This is a genomic window from Nocardia sp. NPDC046473, from assembly GCF_040645995.1.
In the GTDB taxonomy this organism is placed as follows: domain Bacteria; phylum Actinomycetota; class Actinomycetes; order Mycobacteriales; family Mycobacteriaceae; genus Nocardia.
Genome location: NZ_JBEYZJ010000018.1, coordinates 1 through 14,891 on the forward strand (window position 1 = coordinate 1; position 14,891 = coordinate 14,891).

The following is a 14,891-nucleotide window of genomic DNA, read 5'->3' on the forward strand; positions in this document are numbered from 1 at the left end:
GCGATGGACCATGCGGCGCCGTCAAACCATTCGACGCACCATCCTGATTCACCACCGAGGACCGGACCACGGCCAGCACCTCATGCCCCAACCGCTGAGCATCCGAAAGACGCTCCAGCAGAAGCACTCCCGCGCCCTCGGACCAGCCCGTGCCGTCCGCTGCCGCCGAAAATGCCTTGCATCGCCCATCCAGCGACAAACCCCCCTGCCTGCTGAACTCCACGAACATCCCGGGATTCGCCATCACGGTGACGCCGCCGACGAGCGCCATCGAGCATTCCCCTTGGCGCAGCGCCTGACCCGCCAGATGCAACGCCACCAGCGACGACGAACACGCCGTGTCCACCGTCATCGCCGGCCCCTCCAAACCGAGCACATACGCCAGCCGACCGGACAACACACTCGGCGTGGTGCCGGTCAGCAGGTAGCCGTCGAGGTTGTGGCCTTCAGCACCTTCGTGCAGTCTCGGGCCGTAGTCGTGCGGCATCGCACCGACGAAGACGCCCGTCGCACTTCCGCGCAATGACGCCGGAGTGATGCCGGCGGCCTCGAATGCCTCCCAGCTCGTCTCCAGCAGCAGCCGCTGCTGCGGATCCATCGCCAGCGCCTCACGCGGCGAGATCCCGAAAAGCCCCGCATCGAACCCGGCGGCGTCATGCAGGAAGCCGCCCCGGTCAGTGTGTGAAGTGCCCCGGCGGTCATGGCCGGATTCGCGCAGGGCGCTCAGGTTCCAGCCGCGATCCTCGGGAAAGCCGGTGACGCCGTCACCGCCGTCGGCAACGAACCGCCACAACTCGTCCGGCGACGCTATGCCGCCGGGGAGCCGGCACGCCATGCCCACGATGACCAGCGGCTCGTCTGCGCCTGCCGGTCGGCGTGGTACCCGTCCTCCCCGGTCTTCCCGGCCGAGCAGCCGACCGAGCACATACTCCGCGACCGCCGGGAGCGTGGGATGGTCGAAGACCAGGCTCGCCGGTAGGCGTAGATCGGTCGCGACGGACAGCCGGGTACGGAGATCGGCGGACATCAACGAGTCGAAGCCGAGATCGCGGAAGACCCGGTCCAGCGGCAGCTCGCTCGCGCTCGTATGACCGAGTACCGTCGCCGTTTCGCGGGCGACTATGTCCAGGACGAGCTGATGCCCCTCAGGCACACCGAGACCGACGAGACGATCGGCCAGAGATCCGCCGCCCGGCGCAGCCTCGGCGGACGGCTCCACCTCCGGCGTCGGCACCGTTGCGGTGACGCCTGGCCCCGATGTGGGGGCGGCATCACGCCAGTAGCGACGGCGCTGGAAAGCGTAGGTCGGTAGCGGCACGCGCCGACCGGCCCGGCCGAGTCCGATCAGCACCGCCGTCCAGTCGATCCGATTGCCGGACACGAACAGCTCTGCGGCAGCACCGAGCAGGCACTCGGTGTCGTCGCTGTCGCGGCGGAGACTCCCCACCGCGACGCCCGGCGTATCGGCGCGGTCCAGGACGTCCTGAACGCTGATGGTCAGCAGCGGATGCGGCGACACCTCCAGGAACACGCGCAGGCCGTCCTGGATCATGGCCTCGATGGCCTCCCGGAATCGAACCGTCTGCCGGAGATTGTCGAACCAGTAACGGGCGTCGAGGGTGGTCGTGTCGATCGGCGCGGCGGTCACCGTGGAGTAGAACGGAATCCGTCCGGCTCGCGGTTCGAGGCCGGCCAACCGGTCCAGCACGATCTGCTCGATCTCGTCGACCTGCGACGAGTGTGATGCGTAGCCGACCGGGACAATTCGGCACCGCACGCCCGCCAGCGCGGTGACGCACGCCTGCAACGTATCGGTGGGACCTGCGACGACGACCGCGTCGGGACCGTTCACCGCGGCGATCGACACGCGCCCGTCGCCGAGCGGGCCGGCCAACCGCAGGCGAACTTCGTCCTCCGACAGGGCGACGGCCAGCATCCCGGCGGCGCCCGTCAGCCCGCACAGCACCTGGCTCCGCAATGCCACCACACGTGCGGCTTCCTCGAGCGACAGTGCCCCTGCGACGCATGCCGCGGCGATCTCGCCCTGCGAATGACCGACGACAGCGGCCGGAACCACGCCCCACGATTCCCATACCGCTGCCAGCGAGACCATCACAGCGAAGAGCACCGGCTGGATGACGTCGTCCCGGTCCAGGTCCGGCGCGTTCTCGCCGGCGAGCAGTACATCCCGGACCGACCACGGCACCCACGGCGACAGGGCCGCATCACATTCGGCCAGCCGGGCGCCGAAGACCGCCGACTCACGCAGCAATACCCGGCCCATCCCGGTCCATTGCGATCCCTGGCCGGGGAAAACCCATGCCACACCATCGGTAGCGACGGCCGAACCGGAAAACACACCTGGCCACGACGTGCCCTCGGCCGCGGCATCCAGCCCGGAAAGCAGCGCGGCATGGTCGGCGCCCAGCACGACCATCCGGTCCTCGAACACCGAACGGGTCGAAGTCAACGACGATGCCACGTCCCGCGTATCCGTCCCGGGATGGAGCCGAACCCAGTCGCGCAGGTGCGCCGCCTGTGCCCGTGCGGCCGCCGTGCCACGTCCGGACAGCACCCACGGCACCATGCCGGGCCGCTCCTCGTGGACCGCGTCGGCCTGCGAAGCGCCACGGCGAGTGGGCCCCGACACCACCACGTGACAGTTGGTGCCGCCCATCCCGAACGACGAGACCCCGGCATGCGGCGGCCCGGCCACGGCCGGGAGTTCGACCGGTTCCTGGACCACCTCGAGGTACGAACGATCGATGTCCGGATTCGGCTCCGCGTAGTTGCGGCTCGGCGGAACAGTGCCATGGGCGAGACTCAGTACGGTCTTGATCAGGCCGGCCACCCCGGCGGCCGCGTCGAGGTGGCCGATGTTCGTCTTGACCGAGCCGACGAGCAGCGGTGCGGAACGCGCCGGGTCGTCGGCGAAGACGGTGGCGAGCGCACTCGCCTCGGTCGTGTCACCGACCCGAGTTCCGGTGCCGTGCAGCTCCACATAACTGATCGCGCCGGGTTCGACGCCGGCGCCGGCGTGCGCCGCCCGGATCGCCGCCGCCTGGGCCGCGGCGTTCGGCGCGGACAACCCGAAGGTCGCCCCATCCTGGCTGACCGCGGAGCCACGGATCACTGCGTAGATCGTGTCGCCGTCCAACTCGGCCAGGGAGAGCGGCTTCAGGACGACGATGCCGCCGCCTTCACCGGGTACGAAGCCGTTCGCCCGCGCATCGAAGGCGAAGCACTCCCCGTCGGGGGAAATCACGCCCATGCTTGCCAGCATTCGGACGCGGTCCCCGGACAGATTCAGCGTGATCCCGCCTACCAGGGCGGCCGACGATTCGCCGCGAGCGATGCTCTGACAGGCCAGGTGCACGGCGACAAGAGATGACGACTGTGCGGTGTCGACCAGCAGGCTGGGGCCGTTGAGATCGAGCAGATGCGAGACCCGGTTCGCAATGACCGCGCGGTTCGTCCCCACCGCAAGATAGGCATTATCTCCGTCGGAGTCGACCGCGGGGAGGTAATCGTCTCCGGAAACCCCGAGGAATATCCCCATCCGAGTGCCCGCCAGCGATCCAGGTACAATTCCGGCGTGTTCGAGCGCTTCCCAGCTCAATTCCAGAGCGAGTCGCTGTCGCGGATCGATCGCGGAGGCTTCGCGGGGAGAAATGCCGAAGAAAGCAGCGTCGAATTGGTCGATATGCCGGAGGTATCCGGCACGACGGTCGACCATTTCGCCGCGCACAGCCCGATCGACGGATGGCGCGCCGATACCACTAGTGCCATCGAGCAGCAGATTCCAGAAATCTGCCACATGTTTCGCTCCAGGAAACCGGCACGACATGCCGGTAACGGCGATAGCCTCACCCGCGGCCATCAGCGCCTGTTATCCATCCCCGTAAATATCACGCACAGATAACAAAGTGCCACGTAGAACGATCGCGAACAAGATCAATTCGTTAACTTCTCAGTTAATTTCGCTAATCAATTCGAGCAGACCTGTATGCGCCACGAACGAATCCGAGCATTAAGCAGATCACCCCCTCTCTATGCGACCCCGGAAAACATTCGGAGAATACTATCCGGACGCTGGCGCGAAAATATTCGATCGGTCCAACAATATGCCGCCGTCTTACCGACCGCCCACTTCACCGACGTTCACGACTGCGACGCCAGTCGGCTCAAATGTTCATGCAGGCATTCGAGTCGGCGTGACTGCTCCGAATTCTTCTCGGGCCAGCCCAGGTCGATACCTATCCGTCCGTCGAAAGTGCTTGCCACGTAGCTACAGACCAGCGCGGCCTGCCCCGGCGCGATCTTGCCGCGGGAAGCAGAGTGGAAGTTCGTCAGGACCAGATCATCCGGCGATCGCAGTGGCGGTATCAAACCCCAGTTCGTCATGCTGATCACGACGGGGCCCAAATCATGCGGCACCGCGCCTGCCGCATGCTGGTCGGCCATGTCCATGAGGCTCCGCTGCACGGATCCGTCGGCCAGTCCCGCCCGCAGCTGGGCACCGACCGCTCGTCCGATCGTCACGGCATCGGGCTCGATTCCGCCGGTAGCCATAAACCACGAGGAGCCGACCACATTCGTCCCCTCGGTGTCACCGACCCGAGGAGCGAGGTGACTGCGCAAATTCACCGCGAACAGGTACAAAAGGTCGGTCAACGGCAGATCGCGCACCTCGGCTTCGACCAGCAGCACCGCACCGGACAACAGCTCGTTGATTGTCACGTGCTCGCGGTGGCCGAGTTCTGTCAATGCGGTCGTCTGTGCCGCGGTCAAGCGATATTGAGCCACGTACGGGACGATCTCGAACAGTTCGGATGCCGGCTGGGTCGTGGTGGCGGGCGGCTGCGCAGTTTCCGCTTCGGCAGGTACTGCCCGGTGAATACCGCGCTCGGCCAGCAACTCCTCCAACGACTTGGGGTACGGGTGGCGGGGCAAGTCGACGGCCATGCCGTGGACCGCATCGGTGTAGCAAGACCACAGTGCGGCGAGCACCTCGAGGGAGTAGGCACCGTCGGCAACGCTGTGATGGGTTGCCAGAGTCACGCTGGCGTCGGTGCCGTCGCGTACCACGTTGAGCGCACTCAGCGCCCGGTGCTGATTCAGTTCCGCGCCGGTCAACGGATATTCGGGCTCTCCGTCGCAGACTCGGACGTCAGGCAGCGTGCCGGACGCTACGAGAACAGGCCCGGAGTCGCCGGTTTCCAGCCTGGCCGCAAGTACCGGGTATGCGCCGCATACCGCCTTATAAGCAGTGTCGAGTGCCTTCAGATCCAGTCGGCCAGAAGTTCGCACCGTGTAGCCTTCGTACACTTCGTTGTGCGCATAAGGCTTTTCGGTGGGCGCCAGCGCACGCAGAATCTCAGCTGTTGTCATGAATGCCCCTCCCGCAGGTGCGGCTCGGCTCGGGTGAGTAATGGTGGAGTGGAGCGGTTCGGCGTGTCAGACGGCTTCCCCATCGCCTGCGCAATCCGACGCACGAGCCGGTTCCTCCGCCGACCGAATCGCGCCGGACGGGCAGGCCGCCACCGCCTCACGTGCGTCGGCTTGCTGTTGTGGCGTCCGCGCCTCAGCGCGCAGAATCACCAGCCCGTCATCGGCAGCCTGGTCGAACAGCGCCGGCGCCATCAGCGCGCACATCCCCGCACCGATGCAGCGTTCGCGATTCACGATGAGCTCCATGATATTTCGCTCCTACCAGGTGACCGGCAGCCGCTGCACGCCGAAGATGACGCCATCTCGCAACGGCACCTCGGCGGCCGGCACCGCCAAGCGCAGGGTCGGAAATCGAGTCACCAAGGCAGGGAAGGCAACTCGCAGCTGCACTCGGACGAGCTGTTGGCCGAGGCACTGGTGAGCACCATGCCCGAAACCCAGATGCCCGACCTGGTTGCGGGACAGGTCCAGACGATCAGGATCCTCGAACTTGGCCGGGTCCCGGTTGGCGGCTGCCATCGATAGCGCCACCGTCTCCCCCGCCCGGATCTGCTGTCCGTCGATTTCGACGTCCTCGAGCGCCGCCCGGGTACCGGTGTGGACCACGGTGACGTATCGCATCATCTCCTCGACCGCACTGTCGGCGAGGGCCGGATCATCACGCAGCATGGCGAACTGGTCCGGATTCGTCAGCAATGCGAAAGTGCCGAGGCCCAGCATGCTGGCCGTGGTGTCGAGGCCCGCGGCCAGCAACAGGGCACCGATGACGCAGAGCTCGTCATCGGTCACATCGGCGGTGGTCAGGTCGCTGAGCAGGTCGTCGGTCGGCGCAACACGTTTCGCCGAGACGAGGTCGCGGATATATTCCTGGCCCGCGACAAAAGCGGCCATGACCTGCTCGGGCGTGTTGTTCGGATCGGACATGTTGCCGATGTGCTGTTGGAACTGGTCGCGCTCGGTGTACGGCACCCCGAGTAGTTCGCAGATCACCAGGCCCGGGATGGGCCGGGCGAAAGCCTCTACCAGATCCACCGGTCCACCACCGAGTTCCATCGCATCCAGATGCTCGCGGATGATCTTCTCGACGAACTCGGTCAGCTGCCGCATCCTGCGCACCGTGAACTTGCCCGCCAGCAGTCTTCGATACCGGGTGTGCTCGGGAGCGTCGAGGCCGAGCAGGTCACCGGGCTGTGCAGGTGGCAGCCGGTCGACATCCTCCCGCAAAAAGTGCATGAGCTCATAACGCGCACTGAAGCGCGGATCCGACAGCACCGCCCGCACCGCGGCATGCCCGGTGGCCAGCCAGCCGCGGTGGCCGTCCGGGAACACCAGACGGGTCAGCGGCGCCTGAACGCGAATGTCCGCCAATTCGGCCGGCGGATCAAAAGGACAGCCCGGCGGACGCGCTTTCGGCATCCGGGTCACAACGGTGGGTGTCTCGGTCATGGTCAGCAACTCCCCGCGCTAGTTCAGAATTCGATGTGTTGTCGGTCTTCGGCCGTGCCGAAGACGAGTGAGCGGTCATGGAATCAAGCACTGTTGGCGACCTGCCTGCGCAGTACCAGACCGATCTCATTACGACCGGAAACCCCGAGCTTGCAATCGCGCCACTTTGCGATGCAATTCCGCCTGCGCGAGCGCAGGCAGCGACTCCACCACCGCGCGCGACATCGGGTCTGCTGCATCTCTCGCCCCAGGAGATCGACACGACATGCCGATAACAGCGATAGCCTTGTTCTCGGCCATCAGCGCCTGCTACCCGTTCCCCACCAGATCACACACAGATAACAATCTGTCATACTGAGACATCCGGAACAAGATCGATCCGCTAACACGTCAGTTAATATCACTAAACAATGCGTGCCGACGAGTATGCCGCCCTACGAGGCTCGAGCACACAGGGACTATCAGGTTTTCCGCCCCGACTGGACAGACCCGGACGCCCCTGCTAACAAGATGAGCGGACACCTGATGCATCGAGTGGTCGATGGGCGTACAAGTAAGTAGTGGGGGTATGGGGTATGACAACGACAACGGACGGTACGAACCTGTGGATAAGAAGATTTAATCCGGTCTCAGAACCCGCCGTGCGACTCGTTTGCCTCCCGCACGCGGGCGGTGCCGCTAGTTTCTTTCTCCCTGTTTCACGCGCGCTCGCACCGAATTGCGATGTGCTCGCGGTGCAGTATCCGGGCCGTCAGGACCGCAGGACGGAGAAATGCATCGACAATATCCCCGAGCTGGCCGACGCCGTCACCGAACAACTGCTGACCTGGACGGACCGGCCCCTCGCCGTATTCGGGCACAGCCTGGGAGCCACCCTCGGATTCGAGGTCGCGCAACGGCTCGAACAACGAGGGACCGAAGTGACGGCGCTTTTCGTATCAGGTCGTCGGGCGCCATCACGACACCGCGACGAATCTGTGCACCTACTCAGCGACGAGGGTCTCATCAGAGAACTGAAAACCCTCAACGGCACCGGTCTCGCCGTCCTCGATGACGACGAGATTCTGCGAATGAGCCTGCCGGCGCTCCGCGGCGACTACACCGCAGCCGAGACCTACCGCTATACGGAATGCCCACCACTCCGGACACCAATTTACGCACATATAGGCAACGCTGATCCGAGAGTAAATCGCGAAGAAGCCGAGGCCTGGTCACTGCACACCACTGCCTCGTTCGAATTACACGCCTACCCGGGCGGCCATTTCTATCTCAATGACCAGACCGCCCATTTGGTCGCGTCGATCAAACAGGTGCTACTGCCTGCTACGCCGTCAATCCACCATCCACGACCATAACGTGGCCGGTGATGAACGAGGCGGACTCGGAGGTGAGGAACTGGACGGCTGCGGACACATCGGACGGCGACCCCAATCTACCCAGCGGCGTGCGGCGGCAGATCTGTTCGAGCTGATTCGCGGTGAGCCCATGACTCAGCTCGGTCGAGAGGTAACCCGGCGCAACGGAATTGACTGTGATACCACGCGGGCCGAGTTCCCTCGCCAACGATCGGGTCATGCCATCCAGCCCGGCCTTGGTGGCGCTGTACACGGATAAGCCCTGGTAGCCGGTGAGGCCGACGACCGACGACACGTTCACGATCCGCCCACCTGCCCCCGCCGCCAGCATCTTTCGGACGGTCGCCTTCGTGACGAAGATCGAGCCCTTCAGGTTCAGGTCGATCACGGTGTCGACATCGTCGGCGGATGTCAAGCCGAGCACGCCGTCCCGGGCCACACCCGCATTGTTGACCAGAACATCGATACCACCCCAGTGCCCGTATACCTCTCGCACGAATGACTCCGCGGCCGCTCGATCGGCGACGTCGACTGCCGAGTAGTACAGGCGCGAGGCAACGGATTCGTCGGCCAGAAGTTTCTCGAGAAATGGCGAGATCGACCGACTGCACGTCGCGACCTTGTCCCCGGAATCCAGGAAGGAACGGACCAGGTCGGCGCCGAGCCCGCGGCTACCACCGGTGACCACTACAACACGTTCACTCACAATTGTCGCCTATCAACTTTGTGTTGGATCGTCGGTAAGGAATCCAGCATCTTCACGATCCTGGGGCGATGGGCGTCCGGAAGCACCTCGCAGGCCGATGCGATGTCTCGGCGCAGTTCGCTGCTGTCGAATCCGGGCCGTGCCACCACGTCAGCGGCCACGATGTTCCCGGTGATCGGATTGGCTCGGCCGTAGACGCGGACCAGCTCCACGCCGGCGACCGCGCCGATGACCTCCTCCACCGGCAACGGCGGCACCTTGATCCCGCCGACATTGATCACGCTGCCCACGCGACCGACGAAATGCACCCGTCCGTCCCGCAGCTCCACCAGATCGCCGGTGGAAACCCAGTCGTCGCAGCTGATCTCAGCGCCGTGGTATCCGAACATGCCGACCTGCGAACGGGCTTGCAGCTCGCCGTCCGCGATACGGAACCGCACAGGGGCACCGGCACCCCGATCGAGGATCGTGGCGGGCAAGCCCGCTTTCCCGTCGCTCACGGCGATCGCCGACCCGATTTCGCTGGTCGCGTAGATGTGCGAGATCCGCGCGGCCGGGAATTGCGCCGCCAGCTCCCGCAACAAGGACTCCGACACCGCCTCGCCGCCGAGGGTGATCTGTCGAAGCTCTGGCGCGCGTTGCTGATCGTGCACCAGCGCTGCGAGCAGCACGCGCCAGAACGTCGGGGTGGCACTGACGTGGGTCACGCCGTGCCGAATCATCGATTCGAGGGCCGTGACCGGCCGATTGTCGGGCGGAATCACGAGCGCCGCACCGGTTTTGAGGACATATGCGAGCACTTGCAGCCCGGCATACTGATTCACGTTATAGGCCAGAAGCCACACCGCATCGGTAATGCTGTCCGGTTCCCGGCCCTGCGCGGCGGAGGCCACCAAACTGCCGTAACGATGCCGGGTGGCCTTCGGTTTACCCGTTGTCCCGCTCGTCAACACCGACACCGATGCGCCCGCACCGGTCATGGTCACGGACTCGTCCCCGCCGATAACGGTGACTCGCCCATCGGATTGGAGCGCGAGTGGCACGTGGCCGAAGCGCTCGGCGAAGTCGAGTACCGCGCTCCGACTGCTGTGCGCAGGGTAGAGACACGCCTCGGCCCCCACTTCACAAGCGGCGAACAAAAACGTGATGGCGTCCAGCACATCGTCCGCGACAAACCCCACCGACGAACCCGCGAATCGGCGCAGGCGTTCGGCCAACGCGGAGGCCCGAACCAGGATCTCCCGATAGGTCAACGCGGCGCTCGTCGTCCGCAGAAAGACGGCATCGCCGTCCTCGCGCACGCGCTGCCGAAGTAGATCGGTCAGCATGGGACGGTCAACGGCCCGCGCCCGACGCGGGCACTTGCTCGTAATACTCGGCAATGCCGTCCACGGTGTCCGGGAACTGTCCGGCCGAGTACGGATCGTGTCCGAAGACATCCTCCAACTGGGCGGAGAGTTCCGCGAACTCCAGCGAGCTGAAGCCCAGCTCGGCGCTCAACTTCGCGCCGGGCGTCAGCTCGGCGGCACCGGTGGGTCGTTGAGACAGAATCGAAGTGATCGCCTCGGCGATCACGCCACGGTCGTCGGCCATGTATGTACTCCTTAAGGAAAGAATCACTGCTTGCCGGAGACCCGCAGGTCGATCGGTGAACCAGGCTCGAAGGCGTCGCGGAGACGCTTCTTGTCGAACTTGCCGACGCTCGTTTTCGGAATCTCGCGCACGAACGACCAGAGATCGGGAAGCTGCCACTTGGCCACCTTCCCGACCAGGTGCGCACGGAGGGCGGCGGCGTCGATGTCCGCTCCATCCCTGAGCACCACGACGGCCAGCGGGCGTTCGCCCCATTTGTCGTCCGGGACACCGACAACCGTGGCCTCCGCGACACCGGGGTGGCTCATCACGTCGTTCTCGAGCTGGATGGACGAGATCCACTCGCCGCCGGACTTGATCAAGTCCTTGGCCCGGTCGACCAGCGTCAGGAATCCGTCCGCGGTGATGTAGCCGACGTCGCCGGTACGCAACCAGCCGTCATCGAACGAGTCCGACCCTACGGGTGCGGCAGCGCCGGCGTAGTACGAGGCCGTGATCCAGGGGCCGCGCACCTGCAACTCCCCGACGGATCGGCCATCCCTCGGCAACACCACGCCGTCCTCGCCGACGAGCCGAGCATCGATGCCAACCGGAATCTTGCCTTGGCTCAGGCGATATGCCGGTTCGGCGGCGACGTCGTAGTCGGCGGGCGGTCTCGCGACGGTCACCAGTGGCGATGTTTCGGTCATGCCCCAGGCGGCGAGCAGTTGCACTCCGTGCCGCTCCTGGAAGCCCGCCATCAGATCGCCGGGCAGCGCCGCGCCGCCCACCATGATTTCCCGCAGGTGGCCGATATCCTGTGGCCTGCAGTCGAGTTCGGCGAGCACGCCGGCCCAGACGGTCGGCACGGCGGCGGCGAATGTCGGCTGTCCCTGCGCCATGATGTGCAGCAGGTCCGCCGGCTTCACGAACCGGTCCGGCAGCAGCAGTGCCGCTCCCGCCATCAGGCAGGCGTGCGGCAACCCCCAGCCGTTGGCATGGAACATCGGCACTATCGGGAGCACCCGATCGGCCCTGCCGATCGCCAAGGCGTTCGCACTGCACAGGTACATCGCGTGCAGCAAGTTCGAACGATGGGAATAGACAACGCCTTTCGGGTTTCCGGTGGTGCCAGAGGTGTAGCAGACCGCGGCAGCGGACCGTTCGTCGACCGAGGGAAAGGGATATTCGGTCTCGGGCTGCTCGCGCATCAGCGATGCGAAGCTGTGCAGTTCGACCCCCGATACCGAAGGTGCGGGTAGCGGACCATCGATGACGATCACACGTTCCACGGTGGGCATCTCGGGCAGACATTCGAGGAAGATGTCCAGCAGCGACCCGTCGACCAGGACGATCCGATCTGCCGCCTGGGTGGCGACGTACCCGACCTGCTCGGGAAGCAGCCGGATATTGAGCGGGTGAATCACCGCGCCCATCGCCGGTATGGCGTGATAGGCCAGCAGGTGCTCGTAGTTGTTCCACATGAACGTGCCCACCCGATCGCCGGGCGCGATGCCGAGCCCGCTCAGCAGATGAGCCAGTCGTGAGCCGTCCCGGCCGAGCCGCGCGAAATCGGCGTGCCGAAATTCGGTACCGGTCCAGGTCGAAATCAACGTGTCGGGGAACAGTTCGGCGCCATGCCGCAGCAGCGTTGCCTGCGACAGCGGCGCGGTGCCCATGGTGCTCAGCATTCTTGTCCGATCTCGAGTCGGTCTGCGTCTGGAGAACCCGTCGGCATCTGCCGGCCCTCGCCCGCAGTCAGCCAGCCGTGTTTCTCCACGAGTCCGATGAATCCACTTCTTATTCTTGCGATCTCATGACCGTTGACATCCGGCGCCGCCACGATGATCAACTCGGTGAACTCGGCGAGCAGCGCTTCGCGGGCGTCACACAGCCGTGCTTCCGCCGAGCGGCGGGTATCTACCGCGAACACCTCATTGGCCCGGCTTTCGGCACCCTCGACGGAACCCGCGATATTCATTGCGTACAGTCCGCGGTCCCCATTGCGGGCCTCGAAAACGACCCGCAGTCCCGGCTGCACGACCGATTGGTCGATGAGCAGATTATTGACATGGAAGAAAACGTCATCGTCGTCCGAATCGGAGACGATGAAGCCGTAGCCTTTGGCCTCGTCGAAACGCAGAACACGGCCGGTCGACGACATTCTCGATCCTTTCATTACTTGATTGCGGACAACATTCCGTAGCCGAGGATCTCTCGGTCCCACATCTGTTCCAGCACATCGCAGGAGTCCATGAACTCCTGCCAGGACTCCACGCCGATGAGCGCGCAGACTTCGGCTCGGTGCGCGAGTCCGTTCGCGCGCCACCCGGAAAAAGTCGGTCGAACCTGAGCCGACAGATCCCGCCGCAGGTCGACCTCCAGTCCCGCCGCCGCGGCCAACTCGGCGTAGGTGTCCAGCGTTTCCATTCGAGCGTCGCCGAAAACCCTACTCAGCAAACCGAATTCGGCACGCAAGGAACGCACCAGCTGAAAGGTGATCGGTTGCGCCAGCACGATGTCGCACAGTGTGAACCGTCCACCGCGGCGCAGCACGCGTCCGCACTCGCGCAACAGCCCCGTGCGGTCGCGCATCAGATGCGAGGACTCCAACGCCCATACCCGGTCGAAGGATTCGTCGGCGAACTCGTTGCGCATACCGTCGCGGATCTCGAACGTCAGCGACTCGCTCAGCCCGGCCGCGGCGGCATTCGCCCGTGCTCGCGCCACACCGTGCCCGCTGGTACTGATGCCTACCCCGACCAGGCCGTGCTGCCGGGCCGCCCATTGCGTCGAGGTCCCGACGCCACAGCCGACGTCGAGAAAGCGGTCCCCGCTGTGAAAGTCGGCCGCGTCGGCCATCAGCGTGGTCAGTCGATGCGTCGCCGTCGGCAACGACTCGGCGGCTTCGTCGAAGACCCCGTAGTGCAGGTCGTCGCCGAGCAACAGGGCCCATGCGTCCGTGACCCGGTCGTAGTGTGCCGCCGGACTGATGTCGTGCGTTCGATCGGCGGGCGTGTGCTGTGTGGTCAACTCCCCGGGGTCCCTTCAGTGCTGGGCTGATCCGCTGAGCAGCCGACCCGCACAGCCGAATTCCCGTGCGACTGACAGCCGTCCACCATGTCCTGGTGCGCGAGTCCGATCTCGTCGAACGAATAGACCCGGCCGAGTCGAGGATTCAGCTTGCCCATCCCGGCGAGTTCGATCACGGCGCGGCATTCGCTGAGATTGGCGAAGTGGGAACCCTGTAGCCGTTTCTGTCGCATCCACAGCACGCGCAGATCGAGCGTGCCGATGAAACCGGAAGTGGCGCCGCACAACACCACCATGCCGCTGGTGTCGCAGACGTAGACCGAGGTCGGCAGCGTGTCCTGGCCCGGATGCTCGAAGACGATGTCCGGTGACCGGCGCTCGCCCAGGATCTGCCAGATCGCCCGGCCGAATCCGCGGACCTCCGAGGACCATTGGTCCGCCTCCGGTGTACCCGGCTCCGGTTGCATTCCCCAATGTCCGAATTCACGACGGTCGATCACCCCGACCGCGCCGTTGGCCAGGCAGTAGTCGAACTTGTCCTTGCCGGACACCACCCCGACCGCCCGGCCACCGAACAGATCGACCAGCTGACACGCCATGGATCCGAGCCCACCCGCGGCGCCCCACACCAGCACGACGCTGCCGGGTTCGACCCGGTTCGGCACCCAATGCGTCAGCTGCCGATAGGCGGTGGCCGCCGTGAGCAGGAAACAGGCGGACTCTTCCCAGTCCAGGTTGGCCGGCTTGGGCAGGCACTGGAACTCCGCGACCAAGGCGAACTGTGCGAACGAGCCGTAGTTGAGCTCGTAGCCCCACGTCTTCTGGCTGTCCGACATCATCGGGTCGCGACCGAATCGAATGTCTTGTGCGCGTTCGTCCCAGCGGGCGCCGACCATCAGGACCGGATCGCCGACCGTGACGCTGCGCACGCCTTCGCCGACGGCCCAGACGATGCCGGAGCCCTCGGAGCCGCCTATGTGGAACTTCTCCGGCTCGCCGCTGCGGTTACGAGCCGCGATGACATCCAGCGGTTGCCCCATGGCTGCCCAGGCGTTGTTGTAATTGATGCCTGCGGCCATCACAGCGACCAGAACGAAGCCGGGCGGGACAGCAGGCACGTCGATCAGTTCGGTACGGAAGGCGTCGACCGGGCTACCGTATCGCTCCGGCCGGATCACCGAGCCGTACATTTTCTCGGGCACCACTCCGAGCTCGGGTAGATATCCGACCTCAAATATCTCTTCGGTCGTCGCGTACGACCGGGATCCCAGCGCTACTTCACTCATCAGCTTCCACTCATTCCACCGACAAACCCATGGCGTGCGGTC

Annotated in this window: 12 protein-coding genes; 1 reads left to right on the top strand and 11 read right to left on the bottom strand. The window is 65.1% G+C overall.

Translation table 11 applies throughout. The annotated features are described in order from the left end of the window. The 4 genes from ABZ942_RS43490 to ABZ942_RS43505 all read right to left on the bottom strand — a co-directional run. A partial coding sequence (locus tag ABZ942_RS43490) for a beta-ketoacyl synthase N-terminal-like domain-containing protein (RefSeq protein ID WP_357392176.1) occupies nt 1-3,880 on the bottom strand: 3,880 nt, incomplete at its 3' end. Nucleotides 3,881-4,161: 281 nt separating this feature from the next. Further along, the gene (locus tag ABZ942_RS43495; protein ID WP_357392178.1) at nt 4,162-5,391 is read right to left on the bottom strand and encodes a hypothetical protein; all 1,230 of its coding nucleotides are present in this window, start codon (nt 5,389-5,391) and stop codon (nt 4,162-4,164) included. Nucleotides 5,392-5,457: 66 nt separating this feature from the next. Further along, nucleotides 5,458-5,697 (bottom strand): ferredoxin, encoded by a 240-nt coding sequence (locus ABZ942_RS43500; protein WP_357392179.1) that lies wholly within the window; start codon nt 5,695-5,697, stop codon nt 5,458-5,460. A 12-nt stretch (nt 5,698-5,709) separates the two neighbouring features. Beyond that, the gene (locus ABZ942_RS43505) at nt 5,710-6,897 is read right to left on the bottom strand and encodes a cytochrome P450 (RefSeq protein ID WP_357392181.1); all 1,188 of its coding nucleotides are present in this window, start codon (nt 6,895-6,897) and stop codon (nt 5,710-5,712) included. 575 nt (nt 6,898-7,472) lie between these two features. On the opposite strand from ABZ942_RS43505, the gene ABZ942_RS43510 reads away from it, so the two are divergent. Beyond that, nucleotides 7,473-8,252, top strand: a complete 780-nt coding sequence (locus ABZ942_RS43510) for an alpha/beta fold hydrolase (protein ID WP_357392182.1) — start codon at nt 7,473-7,475, stop codon at nt 8,250-8,252. On the opposite strand, the gene fabG is transcribed toward ABZ942_RS43510, so the two are convergent. Genes fabG through ccrA form a run of 7 tightly spaced genes read right to left on the bottom strand, consistent with a single transcriptional unit; the run spans nt 8,221 to nt 14,849 of the window. After that, nucleotides 8,221-8,958, bottom strand: a complete 738-nt coding sequence (gene fabG / locus ABZ942_RS43515; protein WP_357392184.1) for a 3-oxoacyl-ACP reductase FabG — start codon at nt 8,956-8,958, stop codon at nt 8,221-8,223. The genes ABZ942_RS43510 and fabG overlap by 32 nt on opposite strands. Next, a complete protein-coding gene (locus ABZ942_RS43520; protein ID WP_357392186.1) occupies nt 8,955-10,286 on the bottom strand; it encodes a class I adenylate-forming enzyme family protein in 1,332 nt (443 codons plus the stop codon). The genes fabG and ABZ942_RS43520 overlap by 4 nt, the downstream gene beginning before the upstream one ends. Before the next feature lie 7 nt (nt 10,287-10,293). Beyond that, nucleotides 10,294-10,551, bottom strand: a complete 258-nt coding sequence (locus tag ABZ942_RS43525; RefSeq protein WP_357392188.1) for a hypothetical protein — start codon at nt 10,549-10,551, stop codon at nt 10,294-10,296. Between the two features lie 23 nt (nt 10,552-10,574). Then, on the bottom strand, nt 10,575-12,221 hold the full coding sequence (locus ABZ942_RS43530; RefSeq protein WP_357392190.1) for a long-chain fatty acid--CoA ligase: 1,647 nt from the start codon (nt 12,219-12,221) through the stop codon (nt 10,575-10,577). Continuing rightward, nucleotides 12,215-12,694: a cold shock domain-containing protein gene (locus ABZ942_RS43535; protein ID WP_357392192.1), complete on the bottom strand. Its 480-nt coding sequence runs from the start codon at nt 12,692-12,694 to the stop codon at nt 12,215-12,217. Before ABZ942_RS43535 ends, ABZ942_RS43530 begins: the two co-directional genes overlap by 7 nt. 14 nt (nt 12,695-12,708) lie before the next feature. Then, nucleotides 12,709-13,563 (bottom strand): class I SAM-dependent methyltransferase, encoded by an 855-nt coding sequence (locus ABZ942_RS43540; RefSeq protein ID WP_357392194.1) that lies wholly within the window; start codon nt 13,561-13,563, stop codon nt 12,709-12,711. Next, nucleotides 13,560-14,849, bottom strand: a complete 1,290-nt coding sequence (ccrA, locus tag ABZ942_RS43545) for a crotonyl-CoA carboxylase/reductase (protein ID WP_357392196.1) — start codon at nt 14,847-14,849, stop codon at nt 13,560-13,562. Before ccrA ends, ABZ942_RS43540 begins: the two co-directional genes overlap by 4 nt. Between the last annotated feature and the right edge of the window lie 42 nt (nt 14,850-14,891).

Excerpts from the sequence above, each read along its gene's own strand:
- ABZ942_RS43495 (WP_357392178.1), bottom strand. The coding sequence starts at position 5,391 with ATGACAACAGCTGAGATTCTGCGTGCGCTGGCGCCCACCGAAAAGCCT.
- ABZ942_RS43500 (WP_357392179.1), bottom strand. The coding sequence starts at position 5,697 with ATGGAGCTCATCGTGAATCGCGAACGCTGCATCGGTGCGGGGATGTGC.
- ABZ942_RS43505 (WP_357392181.1), bottom strand. The coding sequence starts at position 6,897 with ATGACCGAGACACCCACCGTTGTGACCCGGATGCCGAAAGCGCGTCCG.
- ABZ942_RS43510 (WP_357392182.1), top strand. The coding sequence starts at position 7,473 with ATGACAACGACAACGGACGGTACGAACCTGTGGATAAGAAGATTTAAT.
- ABZ942_RS43520 (WP_357392186.1), bottom strand. The coding sequence starts at position 10,286 with ATGCTGACCGATCTACTTCGGCAGCGCGTGCGCGAGGACGGCGATGCC.
- ABZ942_RS43525 (WP_357392188.1), bottom strand. The coding sequence starts at position 10,551 with ATGGCCGACGACCGTGGCGTGATCGCCGAGGCGATCACTTCGATTCTG.
- ABZ942_RS43530 (WP_357392190.1), bottom strand. The coding sequence starts at position 12,221 with ATGCTGAGCACCATGGGCACCGCGCCGCTGTCGCAGGCAACGCTGCTG.
- ABZ942_RS43535 (WP_357392192.1), bottom strand. The coding sequence starts at position 12,694 with ATGTCGTCGACCGGCCGTGTTCTGCGTTTCGACGAGGCCAAAGGCTAC.
- ccrA (WP_357392196.1), bottom strand. The coding sequence starts at position 14,849 with ATGAGTGAAGTAGCGCTGGGATCCCGGTCGTACGCGACGACCGAAGAG.